The organism is Polynucleobacter sp. UB-Tiil-W10, from assembly GCF_018881605.1.
Taxonomy (GTDB): Bacteria; Pseudomonadota; Gammaproteobacteria; order Burkholderiales; family Burkholderiaceae; genus Polynucleobacter.
Genome location: NZ_JACVPZ010000001.1, coordinates 838845 through 857263, shown reverse-complemented (window position 1 = coordinate 857263; position 18419 = coordinate 838845). Strand labels below are relative to the sequence as shown.

Here is an 18419-nt window from a genome sequence, read left to right as displayed (position 1 = left end):
ATTAAACGTCTAGGTTACGTGCAATGAGCGCATTCTTTTCAATAAACGCACGACGAGGCTCAACCTCATCTCCCATTAATGTTGTAAAGACCTGGTCTGCAGTAATCGCATCTTCAATCTTTACCTGCAAGAGTGTTCTTGAGTTTGCATCCATAGTAGTTTCCCACAACTGGGATGGATTCATCTCACCAAGACCTTTGTAGCGCTGGCGACTTAAGACCCGCTCTGCTTCGGACAACAACCAAGCAAAGGCAGCTCTAAAGTCGCCAATTGTTTGCTCTTTCTGATTCTTGTCAGGATCGCCACGGCGCACTTTGGAGCCGGCAACTACTTTGCCCGATAAAACAGCCGCAGCATTTGCAAGACTTTGATAATCATCACCATGAACAAAGTCTGAGTTGATAGAAGACAGTTTTAAGTTTCCATGAATTCGGCGTGACAACAATAAACGGAAGCGCTCGGTGCGATCTTCTTTTTGCACAATGATTTCTGGTGGCAAGGCTAAGGGATTTAAGGAATCTGCAAGCGCTACCCTTAGTCGATCAGCAGATTCATTCGCTGATTTTTCTGTATCCAGATTTAATGGTGTCCCTGAGGCAATTGCACGCAAAGCGTCTTCATCAATGGTGCGAGAGAGCCTATCAACAATTGACTGAATCACCTGATAGTGTTTTGCCAACTCATTAAGTGCCTCACCCTCAATAATTTCACCGGATGGTGTTTGTAGTGAGGCTGTTTCTAATGCGATCTTTAATAACAACTGATTTAACTCATTGTCATCTTTAATGTACTGCTCATTTTTTCCAAACTTAACCTTATATAGGGGTGGCTGAGCAATATAAATGTGGCCACGCTCAATCAACTCCGGCATCTGTCTATAGAAGAAGGTTAATAGAAGGGTGCGGATGTGGCTACCGTCAACGTCCGCGTCGGTCATGATGATGATGCGGTGATAACGAAGTTTGTCTGCTTTATATTCTTCAATGCCAATACCAGTACCCAGAACGGTAATTAAGGTAACCACCTCTTGGCTAGCGAGCATTTTGTCAAAACGTGCTTTTTCAACGTTCAAAATCTTTCCCTTTAACGGGAGGATGGCCTGGAAGCGACGATCACGGCCTTGTTTAGCAGAACCGCCCGCGGAATCTCCTTCGACAATGAAAAGCTCAGATTTGGTTGGGTCTTTCTCTTGGCAGTCAGCCAACTTACCAGGCAAACCAAGCCCATCCAACACGCCTTTACGCCTCGTCATGTCACGCGCTTTACGCGCTGCTTCACGAGCTCGTGCTGCATCAACAATCTTGCCACACAGAATCTTGGCATCTGCTGGGCGCTCTTGCAGGTATGCGCTCAATGCTTCAGCAACAATTTCCTCTACTGGACCACGAACTTCGCTTGAGACTAATTTATCTTTGGTTTGGCTAGAAAATTTTGGCTCTGGAACCTTTACCGATAAAACGCAAGCCAAACCCTCACGCATATCTTCACCAGAAATCTCTACCTTTGCTTTCTTGGCTACCTCATTCTCATCAATATATTTATTGATGACTCGCGTCATTGCCGCGCGCAAACCCGTTAAATGCGTACCGCCATCACGTTGTGGAATGTTATTAGTAAAACAAAGTACTTGCTCACTAAAACTATCATTCCATTGCATGGAGACTTCAGCGGTGATGTTTCCACCTAAGTCTGAAGGACGAATACCTTCAGCATAAAAAATATTGGGATGCAATACGTTTTTGGTTTGATTAATATACTCAACAAAACCCGTAACACCACCTGAGAAAGCAAAATCTTCTTCTTGGCCCGTGCGTTGATCAATTAACTTGATGTGAACGCCATTATTTAAAAAAGAAAGTTCGCGTATCCGTTTAACGAGAATTTCATAATGGAAGTCTACGTTTCCAAAAATTGTCTCATCCGCTAAAAAGTGAACTTCGGTTCCTGATAGCTCTGTATCACCAGTAACTGTAATTGGAGAAACTAATACACCATTTTCATCCACTACATTGCGGTTTTGAATAACGCCACGAGCGAACTCCATGTAGTGAGCTTTGCCATCTCTCCTAATGGTTAGCTTCAACCATTTAGATAATGCATTTACACAACTAACGCCAACACCATGAAGACCGCCTGAAACTTTATAGCTATTTTGGTCAAACTTGCCGCCTGCATGCAACTCCGTCATTACGATTTCAGCTGCACTGCGTTTTGGTTCATGCTTATCGTCGTATTTAATGCCCGTAGGAACACCACGGCCGTTATCAACAATAGAAATAGAGTTATCGGTTTGAATAACTACTGTAATCTCAGAACAGTACCCTGCTAACGCTTCATCAATTGAGTTATCCAAAACCTCAAAAACAAGATGGTGTAGGCCGGTTCCATCAGATGTATCTCCGATGTACATGCCAGGGCGTTTACGAACAGCCTCAAGACCCTCTAGGATTTGAATCGATGATGCGCCGTACTGCTCTACTACTTTTTTTTCTTCAGTCATTTTTTTCTAAATTAAATACGCATTGGCATCACAACATACTTAAAACTCTCTGAGCCAGGTAGAGTAATCACAGCACTACTATTTGCATCACCCAAACTAATTTGAATTTTTTCGTTCTTTAGGTTTGATAAAACATCGAGTAAATAACTGACGTTAAATCCAATTTCTACTGAATCACCCGCGTACTCAGTCTCAATCTCTTCTTGAGCCTCTTCTTGCTCAGCATTGGTTGATTGAATTGTGATTCGATTTGGAGACAAGGAAAAGCGAACGCCCTTAAATTTGTCAGTTGTCAAAATCGCAGCACGTTGAAGGGCTGACTGCAAGGCATCACGGCCAACCACTAGTGAATTTTTTTGACCCTTAGGAATTACTCTCTGGAAGTCTGGGAATTTACCCTCGACTAATTTCGAAATTAGTTCAATATCACCAAACGAGAATTTCACTTGATTGGCGGTCAAACTGATTTCCAACAACTCTTCAGAGTCTTCAAGTAAATGCTGGCACTCAAGTATTGTTTTGCGAGGAATAATAATTTCTTGTTTTTGACCAGAGCCGGATGGCGCTTCGGCCAACTCAACTTGTGAATACGCAAGACGATGTCCATCGGTGGCTACTGCAACCACTTCTTTACCCTCAATTACCAACAACATGCCGTTTAAGTAATAACGAATATCTTGTTGGGCCATCGAAAAATGTACTTGGCTAATTAATTGACGAAAGCTTTTTTGTGACATCTTCCAAGCAGCAGTGACTTCTCCAACGCTTTGCATCACCGGGAATTCAGTTGCTGATAATGTTTGCAAAGAAAAGCGGCTCTTGCCACTTTGTATAACCATGCGGTTATCTTTTAAATTTAAGGAAACCGGCCCCTCTGGTAGTGCGCGCAAAATATCTAATAATTTCCTAGCGGCAACAGTCGTTGTGACATCCTCAGTACCGACACCAAAGTTGGCGTTAGTTGTTATCTGAATTTCAATATCCGTTGAGATAAATGAAACCTTTACTCCAACCTTTTTGAATAATAGGTTTGCCAAAATTGGCAGTGTGTGTCTGCGTTCAACAATTCCACTAACAACCTGAAGGGGTTTTAGTAGGCTATCGCGAGAAGTGTTAACGAGTTGCATTGCTTTTAAATCCTTGTATATATCTTAGTAGTAATAGTAATAAGGGCTTGAAATTCCGTGGATAAGTCAAAAACTCTTTATAAAACAACACATTGAAGACTAAAAAACCTGTGGAAAACTCTTGTATAAGCACTGCATAAAAAGGGGATAACTTTTTATTAATACCCTATTTTTGCATGAAGCTGGATCTTTCCACAATTTATCCACACCCAATCCCCAAACTTATCCCTAGGGTTGTCCACAACCTTATCCACAAGCAAAAATTATGTTTTCAAGGTTTGCTCAATAACGTGAATTTCATGGTTTAGTTGTCCATCGTGGGCTCGCTCATCAGCAATCTTACGAACAGCGTGTAAAACAGTTGTGTGATCTCTCCCACCGAATAACTCGCCAATCTCAGGAAGACTCTTTTGCGTGAGTTCTTTGGCCATAAACATGGCGATTTGACGAGGTCTAGCAATGTTCGCCGGACGCCTTTTAGAGTACATATCAGCAACTTTAATGCTATAAAAATCAGCAACCGCTTTTTGAATGTTTTCTACGGAAATCTGGCGATTTTGGATTGACAGCAAATCCTTAAGCGCAGTTCTAGCGACCTCAATAGTGACCTCGCGACCATGAAAGCGAACAAAGGCCAAGATCTTTCTTAGTGCACCCTCTAACTCACGAACGTTTGAGCGCAAGTGTTTGGCTACAAAGAAAGCTACATCCTCACTCATTGGAATGCCTTCGCTTATAGCCTTTCTCATCAAAATAGCCACTCGCATCTCTAGTTCGGGGGGCTCAATTGCAACCGTTAAGCCAGAATCAAAGCGAGAGATAAGACGATCATCTATTCCCGCCATTTCTTTGGGGTAGGTATCACTGGTGATAATGACCTGAGCTTTATTGCTTAGTAAGGCCTCAAAAGCATAAAAAAATTCTTCTTGCGTTCTGGATTTGCCACTAAAGAACTGAATATCATCAATTAACAATAGGTCTAGTGAGTGGTAATAGCGCTTAAAGCGATCAAAAGCTTTTTGTTGATAGGCGCGAACCACATCTGACACATATTGCTCAGCATGGATGTAACGAATTCGGGCGCCAGGCTTTTCTTTTAAGAGGTGGTTGCCAATGGCGTGAATTAGGTGTGTTTTGCCCAAACCAACCCCGCCATACAAAAACATCGGGTTATATGATGTCCCGGGGTTATGCGCCACCTGAATAGATGCTGCCCTAGCCAGTTGATTTGCCTTACCAGTTACAAATGTTTCAAAAGTGAGGTTTGGATTTAGTTTGGAGTGATCTTCAATTTCAAAGGCATTTTCTTCAACAGAGATGCTTGGCTCTATTGTTTCGCTTGAAACAGCCTTCTGGGTTGGATCTTCCCGGGCCGTACTGTCAGCGGTATTTGTTGTTGTGCCGCCTTCGACCGCCAAGGTAAAGCCCACATTAATGGGGCGCCCAAAATACTGTGAGGCCAGGTCTTGGAATCTGTCAGCAAAAGTCTTTTTAATCCAATCCAGCTTAAATCGATTGGGGGCTCCTATTGTTAGTGAGTCATCACTTTCAATAAAAGATAATAATGTAAGGGGCTGAATCCATGTTTTAAACTGTTGGGGTGACAGTTCGCGGGATAAAATGCCAATAGCATCATCCCAAAACCCCAGTGGGCTAATTGAATTCAAGGCGGGGGGATTGTGTAGGTTGCTCATATTTTTGGAGGATCCATTGTAGCGATGCTCCAAAGTTATCCACAAGCAACAAAAACGTGGAAAAGCTGTGGATAACTTGTGAATAATAGAAAAAACCCTATTTAAATTAATGATTTAAGAGAAATTTAAGAAAAAATAGAGAAAAACACCTACATATTCGTCAAGATAGATTGACCTTTTGCTCTGCAACAAGGAAAATACTTGGTTTTCCAGGGATCGAACATGAAAAGAACTTACCAACCCTCAGTAACCCGTCGCAAACGCACACACGGCTTCCGCATTCGCATGAAAACCAAAAGCGGACGCGCAGTTTTAAATGCACGTCGTGCAAAAGGCCGCAAGCGTTTGGCTGTTTAATTTAGCCATTGAATAGCGCAAGGATTTCTGAATTACTAAAAACACGCCCCAAGACAAGTTTGTATTGGGGTATGTATGTTGCATCTATTCAAGAGGGCGCTGAGCCCGACTTGGGTGTTGCAGTAGCAAAGAAGCTAGCCAAAAGGGCGGTTGATCGAAATCGCTTAAAGCGGATGATCCGCGAATTGATTTGGGCGGCTCAAACCAATACATTAAACAAAGATGTGGTGGTTAAGCTTAAAAAACCAATTGGTCGTGAGACTCGAGGCAGACTCAGAAAAAAAGAAAAAGAAGCTTTGCGCGCTCAGATTTCAGGACTACTTTAAGGTGCGCGTTTTAAACAATGCGGCAATTAGGTTGGTAAAAATATATCAACTCGCTTTAAGCCCGTATTTAGGCATGCACTGCAAGTATGTGCCCAGCTGTTCGCAATATGCATGTGACTGCTTTAGTCACTACGGATTTATTAAAAGCTTTGGTCTTACGGTGTGGCGTATTTTGCGCTGCAACCCGTTGTCACACGGCGGTTATGATCCTGCTGTAAAAGATACAAAGCACCAACTTAAGTGAATATCAATGGACTTTAAAAAAACAATTCTTTGGGCAGTATTCTCGATGTCGGGTCTCATGCTCTACAACAATTGGCAGGTCCATGAGGGCAAGCCATCTTTGTTTGGGGGGGCTCCAGCAAACACTACAGTGGTTGCCGATAAGGCTACCGCAAGCAATAAGGTCGACGTGCCCACGCAAATATCGGGCGCGCCAGTTGTCGCTGTAGCCCCGGCTGTAAGTGGCAACGTCATTGAAAGCGCAGAAAAATTCACCTTACAAAATGATGTATTGGTATTGGAAATTAGCGCAAGCGGTGCCAACGTTATTGACGCCAAATTGCTCAAGTCCTTAACGGCAGAAAATAAACCGGTTGAATTGTTTCAGTACACGCCAACACATAAATATTTTGCTCGCTCTGGTTTAATTTCTTTAAACAACGATCTTCCGAATCACACAAGCGTATTTAAGTTAATTCAGTCTGGTAAAGATGGTTCCGGTAGACCATTTGCTGTTTTTGCTAGCGAGCGCAATGGCGTCAAGCTTGAAAAAACTTTCATCTTGAACCCAGGCAGTTATGTGGTGGACGTTGGTCATCGTGTTACTCAAACTAGCAACAATACGAACCCACTCGTTTTGTACACAGAGATAGTGCGGGATGCTTCGCAAGAACAAAAAATTGGTCCATTTGGCGGAGCCTTCTCAGCCAGCACATTTACTGGACCTGCAGCTTACACAGACAAAGAAAAATTCAATAAGCTGGAATTCACAGCAATAGATAAAAACAAAATCACCATTCCCACGCAGGTTGCTGCTGGGGATCCGGCTTGGATTGCAATGGTTCAACATTATTTTGCAAGCGCATGGATACCGGGCGACAAAGTTGCGCGCGATATCTATGCGGGCAGAATTGATAACAACCTGTACCGAATTGGTATGCAAACACCACTTGGGGTGGTTGCGGCCGGCTCTACTGTGGTTGAAAAAGCTAAATTATTTGTTGGACCACAAGAAGAGCGCCTTTTAGAAACGATTGCACCTGGTTTTGAGTTGTTAAAAGATTACGGCTACCTAACCATTCTTGCAAAACCCATTTTCTGGCTCTTGGATAGCATTCATTCTTATGTTGGCAATTGGGGTTGGTCAATTATTTTGTTGACCATCTTAATTAAGCTGGTGTTCTTCCCCCTATCAGCTGCTAGCTATAAATCAATGGCGCGCATGAAGGAAGTTCAGCCACGCTTGACAGCAATGAAGGAGCAGTACAAGGGCGAGCCACAAAAACTGAATCAAGCCATGATGGAGATGTACCGCAAGGAAAAAATCAACCCATTGGGCGGTTGCTTGCCGGTCGTCATTCAGATCCCCGTATTTATCTCTTTGTATTGGGTTTTGTTGTCATCAGTGGAGATGCGTGGAGCACCTTGGGTTTTATGGATCCACGATCTTTCAGTGCCTGACCCGTATTACATTTTGCCGGTGGTTATGGCTGTCTCCATGTTTGTGCAAACGAAGTTGAACCCAACACCACCAGATCCAATTCAGGCGAAAGTTATGATGTACATGCCAATTGTCTTTTCAATCATGTTCTTCTTCTTCCCTGCCGGCTTGGTTTTATATTGGGTCACTAACAACCTTCTATCCATCGCACAGCAGTGGCAAATTAATCAAATGTTTGGAAAAAAGCCCGCTAAGTAATTCGCGCGCCGCAAAAAAGCTAGTAATAAGTAGACAGCAATGATGACGAGAAAATTGCCAATCATTGCTGTCGCAACAGCGCCAGGCAAGGCCGGCGTTGGTGTTGTTCGCATCAGTGGACAAAATTTGGGCCCCCTTACAAGCGCCCTCTTTCAAAAAAAACTAGCTCCAAGACAGGCGAATCTATTAACGCTCTGCAATAAACATGGCGAAGCCATTGATCAGCTCATTGCAATTTATTTTGTTGGACCAGCCTCCTTTACTGGTGAAGATGTTTTAGAGCTTCAGTGTCATGGTGGTCCACAACTCCTTGAGTTGGTGATGAAGCGCTGCCTCGAGTTGGGCAAAGAAGATGGTCTTGTTATTGCAGAGCCTGGCGAATTCACTCTCCGCGCATACTTAAATAATAAGATTGATTTAACCCAAGCAGAGGCGATTGCCGATTTAATTGACGCACAAAGCGAGGCAGCTGTACGTGGCGCAGCGCGCTCATTGCAAGGCGTATTTTCTGATGACATCAATCACTTAATTGAAGAAATTACTCAACTCAGAATTTTGGTTGAGTCCACCTTAGATTTTCCTGAAGAAGAAATTGAATTTCTAGAAAATGCTCAGGCGCGTCAACGCCTAATTGCAGTTAAAGAAAAATTACAAACCTTACGTGCTGGGGCTAAGCAAGGAAAAATTTTGCGAGATGGCATTCAGCTGGTGCTTGCTGGTGCGCCCAATGTCGGAAAAAGTTCTTTGCTTAATCGATTGGCTGGTGAAGAGGTGGCAATTGTTACCCCTATCGCCGGCACAACCCGAGACCGTGTTAAAGAAAGCATCACCATTGATGGTGTGCCTATGCACATTATTGATACGGCCGGTCTACGCGAGACAACAGATGTTGTAGAGGCAAAAGGCATCGAAAGATCTTGGGATGCCATACGCCTAGCAGACCTGGTGATTTTTTTAACCGATGTGCAGTCGGACGATCAGCAAGATGATCTAAAAACCCAGATTTTGAAAGAATTACCCCCTAAATGCGCCGTTCTCGAGGTTCTTAATAAGGCGGATTTGCTGCTAGAGCCATTAAAAACGGCGCCAGGGGAGGTCTTATTGATTTCCGCTAAAACTGGGGTTGGAATTGAGCAGCTAAAGCAGCAGATTTTGAAGCTTGTGGGGTGGGCCGGCTCTCAAGAGGGCGCCATTTTGGCCCGTAGAAGGCATTTAGACTGTATTGAGCGTGCAGCTGAACATATTGAAAAATCAGAGAAATTCGCAGCAAATGGCAACAATTCGCTTGAGTTATTTGCAGAAGAGCTTTCTTTGGCCCAAAGGCACTTAGGTGAAATTACCGGAAAGCTGCTTCCGGATGACCTTTTAGGCAAAATCTTCAGTCAATTTTGTATTGGCAAATAGAGGGTTTGTGCCCTGTTGGGGTGGTGATAAAAATTCACCCAAAATGATAAAATTGCTGGATTAAAAAATTCAATTTTCATAAGGAAACATATGACTTCAACTACCAGCGGCCAGATCAATGTAAATGCGCCAGCTTATGTAAAAAACAAGCGTTTAATTGAGTGGGTTGGCGAAGTTGCTGCTCTCACAAAGCCTGATGCTATTCGTTGGTGCGATGGATCACAGGCAGAGTATGACGAGCTGTGTGAGCTGTTGGTGAAGGCTGGTGTTTTCAAGCGCCTTAATCCTGCTAAACGTAAAAATTCATTTTTAGCCTTATCTGATCCGGACGACGTTGCGCGCGTTGAGGACCGCACTTATATTTGTTCTGCTAAGCAAGAAGATGCTGGCCCAACTAATAACTGGGTAAACCCAGCTGAAATGCGTGCAACATTGAACCCATTGTTTGATGGATCCATGCGCGGCAGAACTATGTATGTTGTACCGTTTTCTATGGGTCCGATTGGTTCACCAATTGCACACATCGGTGTTGAGCTGTCTGACAGTCCTTATGTTGCAATCAACATGCGCTTGATGACTCGGATGGGTAAAGCGGTAATTGATCAGCTGGGTGCGGATGGTGAGTTTGTCCCATGCGTTCATACAGTAGGCAAGCCCTTGAGCCCAGGCGAAAAGGATATGGCTTGGCCAAACAACAAAACTAAATACATCGTTCACTACCCAGAAACCCGTGAAATTTGGTCATTTGGTTCGGGTTACGGCGGCAATGCGTTATTGGGTAAAAAATGTTTTGCTTTGCGTATTGCCTCTAACATGGGCCGCGAACAGGGATGGCTTGCTGAGCATATGTTGATTTTGGGTGTTACTTCACCTGAAGGGAAGAAATACCACGTAGCTGCAGCATTCCCATCTGCCTGTGGCAAAACCAACTTCTCAATGATGATTCCTCCAGCAGGATTTGATGGTTGGAAAGTAACAACGATTGGTGACGATATTGCATGGATTAAACCGCGCAAAGACCCCGTAACCGGCAAGACACGTCTGTTTGCGATTAACCCTGAGTCTGGTTATTTTGGCGTTGCTCCAGGAACAAATCGTCAAACAAATCCAAATTGCATTGACTCTCTAAACCAAGACGTAATCTTTACTAACGTTGGCTTAACGGATGATGGTGATGTTTGGTGGGAAGGTTTGACAGAAACACCGCCAGCCCATTTGATCGACTGGCAGGGTAAGGACTGGACTCCGGCTGATGGTGCTGCTGGCCGCAAAGCTGCTCACGCCAACTCTCGCTTCACAATGGCTGCCACCAATAATCCAGCCGTTGATCCTAAATGGGACGATCCAGAAGGTGTTCCGATTGACGCATTCTTGTTCGGCGGTCGCCGTTCAACCACTGTGCCTCTCGTTAGCGAAGCGCGTGATTGGGTAGAAGGTGTTTATATGGCTGCAACGATGGGCTCTGAAACAACTGCCGCTATCACTGGGCAGGTGGGCGTAGTTCGTCGTGATCCATTTGCGATGATTGCTTTTGCTGGCTACAACATGAGCGACTACTTCCAGCATTGGCTCAATATCGGCAAGAAGCTTGAAGCTGAAGGTGCTGTATTGCCAAAGATCTATTGCGTGAATTGGTTCCGCAAAGGCGACGACGGCAAGTTTGTCTGGCCTGGTTACGGTGAAAACATGCGTGTTCTTGCTTGGATTTTGGGTCGTGCAGATGGGACAGCAAAAGGTGTTGAAACCGTATTTGGCATCTCACCAGAGCATACCGATATGAATTGGAAGGGCTTAGACTTTTCTCTTGAGAAGTTCGAGAAGGTAATTACCGCTAAGGTAGACGACTGGAAAAACGAACTCAAGTTGCATACAGAATTGTTTGAACATCTTGGTGAGCGCCTGCCTAAGGAATTAGCAGAGATGCGTACCAAGATTGAAAAACGCTTAAACGCTTAAGTTTTAAGTATCACCATTATCTATCTAGATTTATTTAAATGACCAAACCCCAACACCATGAAATAGTGGTGATTGGGGCAGGCATTTGTGGGGCAACCATTACAAATGAGTTGCTCTTGCGCGGCAAAGCCGTATGTATTGTTGATGCCGCATCATCCCCAGCCACTGCCTGTTCAAGCCACGCTTATGCTATTGCACATCCGCATATTGGTAAAGGCTCACCCCGTTTATTGCGCCTAACCCGCATTGCATTCTTGCTCGCAGAAGCGCGCTGGAAAAATGTTTGGCAACAACATGGGATTTTTCAGCCAACCAAAAAAGATAAAAATTTTGACCATGCTCAAACGATGGAGCATCTCCTTTCCTTGGGTCTTGAACAAGATATGGCCATTGCCATGGATGCCCAAGAGGCTAATAGGATTTGTGGTGTTCAGCAAAGTGGAGTTTGGCTACCGCGAGGAGCTGGCTTAAATTTATTTGAAACGAGCAAGCGGCTGCTACAGCATCATGAACGCCTAACTGGTGTTTGGAATAGGCGGGTTAATCGCCTAGAGGCCAATGAAAATAAATGGTATTTATTTGATGCAGAAAATCAGTTAATCACCTCTGCCGACAAGGTGGTTGTTGCCTGTGCCATGGAGGCTAAGTCATTAATGGCTACCGTTGGCATTCGTTTGCCCCTTAAACCTGTGCGCGGGCAACTGAGTATTTTTTCAATTCCAGAAAATGATCCTTGGGTTAAAAAATTACCCAGCGTGGGGATTTCTGGAGATGGTTATTGCTTGCCTGCCGATCTGCTCGAAGACGGTAGTTATCGGTGGATTGTGGGCTCAAGTTTTGATGAAGGTGAGGATGACCTTTCTCCAAGAGAAAAAAGTGATGACTTTAATCGCGAGCAAGCGAGGGGTTTGGTGAATTATCCAGAAGGTGATCTTCGCGCACTAAAAAAAGCGGGTGAATTTGTTGGTGTGCGCTGTGTCGCTGGAGATCGACTGCCAATCATTGGCGCACTCACTCAACGCCCAGGGATATTTCTAGCAACGGCCTTGGGGTCGAGAGGAATTTTGTGGTCCGCTCTAGCGGCCAAGCTAATTGGTGCTCAGCTGCTAGAGGATGATTTTGCTTTACTTGCGCGCTTGGGTTTTGCTACAGACTTAGTCGCAGCGCTTGCACCAGAGCGTTTCTTTGCTGGAGCAGCGCCTTCGGCTTTGGGTGCCTTGGCTTCAAATTCAAAGCCAATTTTGCCCGTTGAATCTAAGGCTAAGTAAGCCTTAAAACCACGCCCAGTGCGGTTGGACTTAAAGTTGGTTAGTAAATCTGTTTTGCCTTCTTTTAATAACTTTTGAACCTGCTCAGCTGAAACTTCCTGCTGCAAAACTACTTTCCCAGTTTTGAAATCACATGATTTGCTAGGGCCGGTATTGTTTTCACAAACGTAACGCATGCCGTCTTCATATACCGCACCAGAGCATTTTGGACAAACGCCTAACGCCATACGGCCCGTGAAATCGACCGCTTCAGTTTCATCATCTTGCGTGTTTCCAAAATCAAACTCTAGCTTGAAGCCCGCGTTCGGATAGTCTTTATCGTCTTCTGGAATTTCACTCAACTTAATAATGGCAGCAAATGGGCGCCCCATTTTGCTGCGGAAGCCTTGTAAAGGCCCGATCGTTTTTTCGCGTAATAACTCTTCAACTTCAGGGTATTCAAATGCGCGTCCACCAGGGGTTTTGCTGATAGTGAAGCCGCACTTTTCACAAGCAAAACGGCGATAGTTTTCTTTTACCGGGCCCTTACAGTGTGGGCACGGTGTGGTCATTGTGGCGTAGTCACCCGGAATGGTATCGCTGTCATATTCTTTCGCACGCTTGACGATGCGCTGAGTCATCTGTGCGATCTCTTGCATGAAGGTATCGCGATTCATTTTGCCTTGCTCGATGAGAGAAAGTTTGTTCTCCCAGCTGCCGGTCAAATCAGGGCGAGTTAACTCCTCAACATCTAAGCCACGCAACAAAGTCATCAGCTGAAAAGCTTTTGCGGTTGGAATAAGTTCACGAGCTTCGCGAACCATATATTTTTCAGCGAGCAGTCCTTCGATGATGGCGGCGCGCGTAGCAGGCGTGCCCAAGCCTTTTTCAGCCATGGCTTCACGCATGTCATCATCATCAACCCATTTGCCAGCGCTTTCCATAGCAGAGAGCAAAGTTGCTTCTGTATAACGTGCGGGTGGCTTTGTCTTCAATGGTATAGCTGCAATAGATTCGGTTTGTACTGACTCGCCTTCTTGGACTGGAACCAACTCATCATCAGCTTGATTTGATTTGCCATATACCGTTAACCAACCAGGATTTACAAGCACACGCCCTTCAGTTTTAAAATGGTGTCCAGATGCCTCTGTAATGCGGGTGGTAACACGGAACTCTGCAGCCGGATAAAACACTGCCAAGAAGCGACGCACAACCAAGTCGTAGAGCTTGGCTTCGGGCTCGCTTAGGGTCTTGGGCGTTTCTAATGTTGGAATGATCGCAAAGTGATCAGATATTTTGGAGTTATCAAAAATTCGTTTGTTTGGCTTTACCCAGCCATAACCCGCTTTTGATTTTGGATCTTTCGGGTCACCTTGCAGAATTTGCTTAGCGAAGGCACGATAGTCTTGCGAATGTTCGGCAAGATTCTCCATGGTTTGCTTAACAGTATCGAGATAGTCTTCTGGAAGAGCCTTTGCATCGGTACGTGGATACGTTAATACTTTATGGCGCTCATATAAAGCTTGTGCAAGACCCAATGTATTTTTTGCGGAGAATCCAAAGCGCGCATTGGCCTCTCGTTGCAAACTCGTTAAATCAAATAATTGAGGAGCAAGTTGCGTAGCGGGCTTAGCTTCTTCAGTGACGTTTGCTTTTTTGCCACGACATGCCGCAACAATGCTTTGCGCTGCAGCTTCGCTCCATAGGCGGTTCTCACGTGCGTCGGGTTCGGTGACATCTTTTTTAAATTTCGGATCAAACCAGCGACCTTCATAGACACCAGCGGCGGCGATGAATTCGGCTTTTACTTCCCAATAATCCTTGGAGATGAACTTACGAATCAACTCTTCACGCTCCACCACAATAGAAAGTGTTGGAGTCTGCACGCGACCTACTGTCGTTAGGAAGAAGCCACCACTTTTACTATTAAAAGCAGTCATCGCACGTGTGCCATTGATGCCGACTAACCAATCTGCTTCTGAGCGGCAACGGGCAGCATCAGCGAGTGGTTTCATGTCTTCATCGGAGCGCAAGTTCGTAAAGCCTTCACGAATGGCGGCTGGCGTCATTGATTGCAGCCATAAGCGTTGAATAGATTGCGATGCCTTGGCATGTTGTGCAATTAAGCGGAATATCAATTCACCTTCACGTCCCGCGTCACAGGCATTAATGAGTGCAGTGACGTCTTTTCGTTTAATGAGTTTTTGCAATACCTTAAGGCGCGACTCTGTTTTAGCAATAGGGCGCAAATCAAAATAAGGGGGCACTACCGGCAAATTAGCAAAAGACCATTTGCCACGCTTCACGTCAAATTCTTCGGGGGCGGCGATTTCCAATAAATGGCCCACCGCAGAAGAGATTAAGAAATCATCGCTCTCAAAATAATCTTCATATTTTGTAAAGCCGCCTAAGGCCTTGGCAATATCATTGGCAACAGAGGGCTTTTCTGCAATGATGAGCGCCTTTGGATGATCGCCAGCGGTAGTCTTTGAGCTGTTTTTTTTGGTAGTTGCTTTAGTTGCCACGCGTTTTGCCTAAATTTGAGCTAGAAATGATGTTTTTTGGGATAAAACGGATGGCCAATTTAAACCAAAATTGCACTTGGCCAGCTGCATACCCCTTTTTTATTATTAACCGATAAATTAGGAAAAGTCCAAAAACCTCTATTTTTTGCTAGTTTTGAGCAGGTCAAAACTCCCAGTTTTAGGATAAAAACCCTCTTTTAGGCTATTTAAATGCAGTTTTTGCTTAAATATAAAGCTCCTCAAGAACATCATTCGGTCTAAAGGCTAGTTTCGCTCCTTGCTGGATAAGTAGATGGCAACCAGCCGAATTTGCGTTATGAATAGGCCCAGGAACTGCAAAAACCTCTCTCCCAAGGTCTGCGGCCATACGGGCTGTGATGAGGGAGCCAGACTTTTCTGCCGCCTCTACCACCACAACCCCAAGCGCTAGGGCAGCAATAATGCGATTTCGCCGCGGAAAATGAAATGCTTTTGGCCCCGCCCCCAATGGAAGCTCTGATATCAAAAGACCTTGCTGGCTAATGGCTCTGGACAGGGCGATGTTTTGGCGGGGGTAGACGACATCTATGCCTGTGCCTAATATGGCTATGGTGTGGTGGTTTGGTCCAAGGCCAAGCGTGGCTTGGTGGGCGGCGCTATCAATCCCTGTTGCAAGGCCAGAAACGACGATCAAGCCTGTTTCGGAGAGCGCTTGAGCAAACAGGCGGGCATTTTTTAAGCCGTCCAGGCTTGCGCTTCTGGAGCCTACGATGGCAATCATCGGCATTTTTAGCAGGTCAATATCGCCATATATATAGAGCGAAGCCGGCGGATCATATAAATCTTGGAGGCGGGGTGGGTAGTGCGGACTTCCGCGATCGATTCGGGTGACTGAGTATGGAGTGGGCGAAATTTGCATAAACCAATTTTGTCCTGTGGGGAAATTAGATCAATCAGGACAGACTGATAGCTCTGTTGGATAATTCTTAAATGGCTTTATTAACTGTCCTTTGTTATCCAGATCCCCGCTTGCATAAGGTTGCTAAACCGGTAGCGCAGGTGGATGCCCGCATTCAGAAAATTGTTGCTGATATGGCGGACACTATGTATGAAGCTCCAGGTGTTGGTTTGGCGGCAACACAAGTGGACGTTCACGAGCGCATTGTGGTGATTGATGTATCTGATGAGCAAAATGAACTCATGGTATTTATCAATCCGGAGATTATTTGGTCTAGCTCGGAAACCAAATCTTGGCGCGAGGGTTGTTTATCTGTTCCGGAGTTTTATGACGAAGTTGAAAGGCCATCTGAGATCCGAGTGAAGGCTTTGGATATCAATGGCAAAGAATTTGAAATTGATGCTGACGGTTTGTTGGCGGTTTGTTTACAGCATGAGTTGGATCATTTGCAAGGCAAAGTATTTGTTGAGTATTTATCAATACTGAAGCGAACCCGTATTACGCAAAAAATGAAAAAGCGCGCTAAAGAATTAGTGGGTGAGCGTTAAGCGCACCAATGAAAATCGTCTTTGCTGGAACTCCTGAGTTTGCTGCGCAAGCGATGTGCTCAATTTACGATGCTGGCCATGAAATTGTTTTGGCTTTAACTCAGCCTGATCGTCGCGCCGGAAGAGGAATGCATCTCCAGGTAAGCCCCGTTAAAGAGTTTGCCTTACAAAACAATATCCCTGTGTTACAGCCGGAAACATTGAGGCGCACGAGTATTGATCCTCAAAAGCGGGCTCAAGCATTAGCGGCATATGATCAATTGTCCACAATAGAGTTTGATGCTATGGTGGTAGTTGCCTATGGCTTGATCTTGCCCCAAGAGATTTTGGACATTACTGAGAGGTCGAGTAGATTTGGGAGTTTTAATATTCATGCTTCGTTACTACCGCGCTGGCGCGGTGCAGCGCCGATTCAAAGAGCAATTGAATCGGGCGACCTGAAAACGGGCGTTTGTATTATGCAAATGGATGCCGGCCTAGATACTGGCGATACAGTTTTAGTCGCTGATCTTGTAATTGCTCCTGATGAAACTAGTGCTAGCTTGCACGATCGATTGGCGTCGCTCGGTTCAAAATTAATTGTTGAAGTTTTAGGCTCTTTGCAGCAAGGCAAAGAAATGCAGCTACTACCTCAAGCAACCGAAGGTATTACGTACGCCGAAAAAATCCTCAAGAGTGAGGCGGAAATTGATTGGACCTTAAGCGCTACAGAAATTGATCGGCGCATTCGGGCCTTTAATCCGTTTCCAGGGGCAAGCAGCAATCTCAATGGCCTAGCAATGAAGTTTTGGAATTCAAAGATTGCAGACTCAAAAGACGTAAGTGCTGCCAATACTGCAGGTGATGTTCTGGGTTTTAGTCGTGATGGCGTATATATTCAATGTGGAGAAGGGGTGCTTGAGGTTTTAGAAATGCAAAAACCCGGCGGTAAAAAAATAGATGCCAAAGCCTGCTTGCAGCCGCTTGGCATCGGTGAAATGTTGTTGCGCTTTCAAGCAAAGGAGTAGAAATGTTTAATTTTGCAAAGACTGCTGTTTTGATGGCAGCAATTACTGCATTATTTATTGTGGTTGGTGGTATGTTGGGCGGCGAGCAAGGCATGTTGATGGCCCTGCTCTTGGCTGTTGGCATGAATTTTTTTAGCTATTGGTTTTCTGACACCATGGTGTTGAAAATGACCAATGCGCAGCAGGTTGATGAAAGATCTGCGCCTCAGTTTTATGCGTTAGTAAAAGAGTTGTCTGAGAAGGCGGGCTTGCCAATGCCCAAAGTATTTTTGATTGACGAGGATGCTCCGAATGCTTTTGCAACTGGGCGCAATCCAGAGAATGCCTCAGTGGCCGCAACAACTGGCATTCTGAAAATTCTCTCCAATCGTGAATTACGTGGCGTGATGGCCCACGAGTTGGCACATGTTCGTCATCGTGATATTTTGATCTCGACCGTTGCCGCTACTATGGCTGGAGCTATTTCGGCATTGGCTAACTTTGCCATGTTCTTTGGTGGGCGCGACTCTGAAGGTAGACCCAACAATCCGATAGCCAGCTTGATGGTGGCAATTTTGGCGCCGATAGCAGCAAGCTTGATTCAAATGAGCATTTCTCGCGCTAGAGAATACGAAGCTGATCGTGGTGGTGCAGAAATTAGCTCTGATCCAGAGGCGCTCGCACACGCATTAGAAAAAATTCATAGCTATGCTCAGGGCATTCCATTTCAAGCAGTTGAGCAGCATCCTGAAACTGCGCAGATGATGATCCTTAATCCTTTGAGCGCTGGCGGCCTCGCACAACTTTTTTCAACCCACCCACCTACTGAAGAGCGGGTGGCACGCTTAATGAGTATGGCTAAAAACGGGACGTATCCCGGAGCAAATTAAT

14 protein-coding genes and 1 pseudogene are annotated in these 18419 nt (G+C 45.0%); 10 read left to right on the top strand and 5 right to left on the bottom strand.

Annotation, left to right across the window (positions count from 1 at the left end):
- Position 1: 1 nt before the first annotated feature.
- From gyrB to dnaA, 3 genes are all read right to left on the bottom strand, one after another.
- The gene (gyrB, locus tag ICN33_RS04305; RefSeq protein ID WP_216194865.1) at positions 2 to 2500 is read right to left on the bottom strand and encodes a DNA topoisomerase (ATP-hydrolyzing) subunit B; all 2499 of its coding nucleotides are present in this window, start codon (positions 2498 to 2500) and stop codon (positions 2 to 4) included.
- Between the two features lie 11 nt (positions 2501 to 2511).
- Complete coding sequence (gene dnaN, locus ICN33_RS04300) at positions 2512 to 3627, bottom strand: DNA polymerase III subunit beta (RefSeq protein ID WP_216194862.1); 1116 nt, start codon at positions 3625 to 3627, stop codon at positions 2512 to 2514.
- Positions 3628 to 3890: 263 nt separating this feature from the next.
- Entirely contained in the window at positions 3891 to 5321 is a 1431-nt protein-coding gene (gene dnaA / locus ICN33_RS04295; protein ID WP_255530649.1) for a chromosomal replication initiator protein DnaA, read from the bottom strand.
- A 222-nt stretch (positions 5322 to 5543) separates the two neighbouring features.
- On the opposite strand from dnaA, the gene rpmH reads away from it, so the two are divergent.
- The 7 genes and pseudogenes from rpmH to mnmC all read left to right on the top strand — a co-directional run.
- Positions 5544 to 5678, top strand: coding sequence for a 50S ribosomal protein L34 (gene rpmH, locus ICN33_RS04290; RefSeq protein WP_011903922.1), 135 nt, complete (start codon positions 5544 to 5546; stop codon positions 5676 to 5678).
- Positions 5679 to 5686: 8 nt separating this feature from the next.
- On the top strand, positions 5687 to 6004 hold the full coding sequence (gene rnpA / locus ICN33_RS04285; protein ID WP_255530648.1) for a ribonuclease P protein component: 318 nt from the start codon (positions 5687 to 5689) through the stop codon (positions 6002 to 6004).
- Entirely contained in the window at positions 5901 to 6248 is a 348-nt protein-coding gene (gene yidD / locus ICN33_RS04280) for a membrane protein insertion efficiency factor YidD (RefSeq protein ID WP_216859641.1), read from the top strand. The genes rnpA and yidD overlap by 104 nt, the downstream gene beginning before the upstream one ends.
- A 6-nt stretch (positions 6249 to 6254) precedes the next feature.
- A complete protein-coding gene (yidC, locus tag ICN33_RS04275; protein WP_216194859.1) occupies positions 6255 to 7925 on the top strand; it encodes a membrane protein insertase YidC in 1671 nt (556 codons plus the stop codon).
- Positions 7926 to 7967: 42 nt separating this feature from the next.
- Complete coding sequence (gene mnmE / locus ICN33_RS04270; RefSeq protein WP_216196545.1) at positions 7968 to 9329, top strand: tRNA uridine-5-carboxymethylaminomethyl(34) synthesis GTPase MnmE; 1362 nt, start codon at positions 7968 to 7970, stop codon at positions 9327 to 9329.
- A 90-nt stretch (positions 9330 to 9419) separates the two neighbouring features.
- The gene (locus tag ICN33_RS04265; protein WP_216194857.1) at positions 9420 to 11285 is read left to right on the top strand and encodes a phosphoenolpyruvate carboxykinase (GTP); all 1866 of its coding nucleotides are present in this window, start codon (positions 9420 to 9422) and stop codon (positions 11283 to 11285) included.
- A 38-nt stretch (positions 11286 to 11323) separates the two neighbouring features.
- Positions 11324 to 12322: pseudogene (mnmC, locus tag ICN33_RS10395) on the top strand (FAD-dependent 5-carboxymethylaminomethyl-2-thiouridine(34) oxidoreductase MnmC); the annotation flags it as partial.
- Between the two features lie 62 nt (positions 12323 to 12384).
- Here mnmC and ICN33_RS04260 read toward each other — a convergent pair.
- Positions 12385 to 15057, bottom strand: coding sequence for a DNA topoisomerase III (locus tag ICN33_RS04260; RefSeq protein WP_216194855.1), 2673 nt, complete (start codon positions 15055 to 15057; stop codon positions 12385 to 12387).
- A 223-nt stretch (positions 15058 to 15280) separates the two neighbouring features.
- Positions 15281 to 15955, bottom strand: coding sequence for a DNA-processing protein DprA (gene dprA, locus ICN33_RS04255; protein WP_216194854.1), 675 nt, complete (start codon positions 15953 to 15955; stop codon positions 15281 to 15283).
- Positions 15956 to 16026: 71 nt separating this feature from the next.
- Here dprA and def point away from each other — a divergent pair, with 71 nt between their 5' ends.
- From def to htpX, 3 genes are read left to right on the top strand one after another with little or no spacing between them, the layout of a single operon-like run.
- Positions 16027 to 16542, top strand: a complete 516-nt coding sequence (gene def, locus ICN33_RS04250) for a peptide deformylase (protein ID WP_216194852.1) — start codon at positions 16027 to 16029, stop codon at positions 16540 to 16542.
- Between the two features lie 8 nt (positions 16543 to 16550).
- Entirely contained in the window at positions 16551 to 17549 is a 999-nt protein-coding gene (gene fmt, locus ICN33_RS04245; protein ID WP_216194850.1) for a methionyl-tRNA formyltransferase, read from the top strand.
- A 2-nt stretch (positions 17550 to 17551) separates the two neighbouring features.
- A complete protein-coding gene (htpX, locus tag ICN33_RS04240; RefSeq protein WP_216194848.1) occupies positions 17552 to 18418 on the top strand; it encodes a zinc metalloprotease HtpX in 867 nt (288 codons plus the stop codon).
- The last annotated feature ends 1 nt before the right edge of the window (position 18419 follow it).

Excerpts from the sequence above, each read along its gene's own strand:
- gyrB (WP_216194865.1), bottom strand. The coding sequence starts at position 2,500 with ATGACTGAAGAAAAAAAAGTAGTAGAGCAGTACGGCGCATCATCGATT.
- dnaN (WP_216194862.1), bottom strand. The coding sequence starts at position 3,627 with ATGCAACTCGTTAACACTTCTCGCGATAGCCTACTAAAACCCCTTCAG.
- dnaA (WP_255530649.1), bottom strand. The coding sequence starts at position 5,321 with ATGAGCAACCTACACAATCCCCCCGCCTTGAATTCAATTAGCCCACTG.
- rpmH (WP_011903922.1), top strand. The coding sequence starts at position 5,544 with ATGAAAAGAACTTACCAACCCTCAGTAACCCGTCGCAAACGCACACAC.
- yidD (WP_216859641.1), top strand. The coding sequence starts at position 5,901 with ATGTGGTGGTTAAGCTTAAAAAACCAATTGGTCGTGAGACTCGAGGCA.
- yidC (WP_216194859.1), top strand. The coding sequence starts at position 6,255 with ATGGACTTTAAAAAAACAATTCTTTGGGCAGTATTCTCGATGTCGGGT.
- mnmE (WP_216196545.1), top strand. The coding sequence starts at position 7,968 with ATGACGAGAAAATTGCCAATCATTGCTGTCGCAACAGCGCCAGGCAAG.
- ICN33_RS04265 (WP_216194857.1), top strand. The coding sequence starts at position 9,420 with ATGACTTCAACTACCAGCGGCCAGATCAATGTAAATGCGCCAGCTTAT.
- dprA (WP_216194854.1), bottom strand. The coding sequence starts at position 15,955 with ATGCAAATTTCGCCCACTCCATACTCAGTCACCCGAATCGATCGCGGA.
- def (WP_216194852.1), top strand. The coding sequence starts at position 16,027 with ATGGCTTTATTAACTGTCCTTTGTTATCCAGATCCCCGCTTGCATAAG.
- fmt (WP_216194850.1), top strand. The coding sequence starts at position 16,551 with ATGAAAATCGTCTTTGCTGGAACTCCTGAGTTTGCTGCGCAAGCGATG.
- htpX (WP_216194848.1), top strand. The coding sequence starts at position 17,552 with ATGTTTAATTTTGCAAAGACTGCTGTTTTGATGGCAGCAATTACTGCA.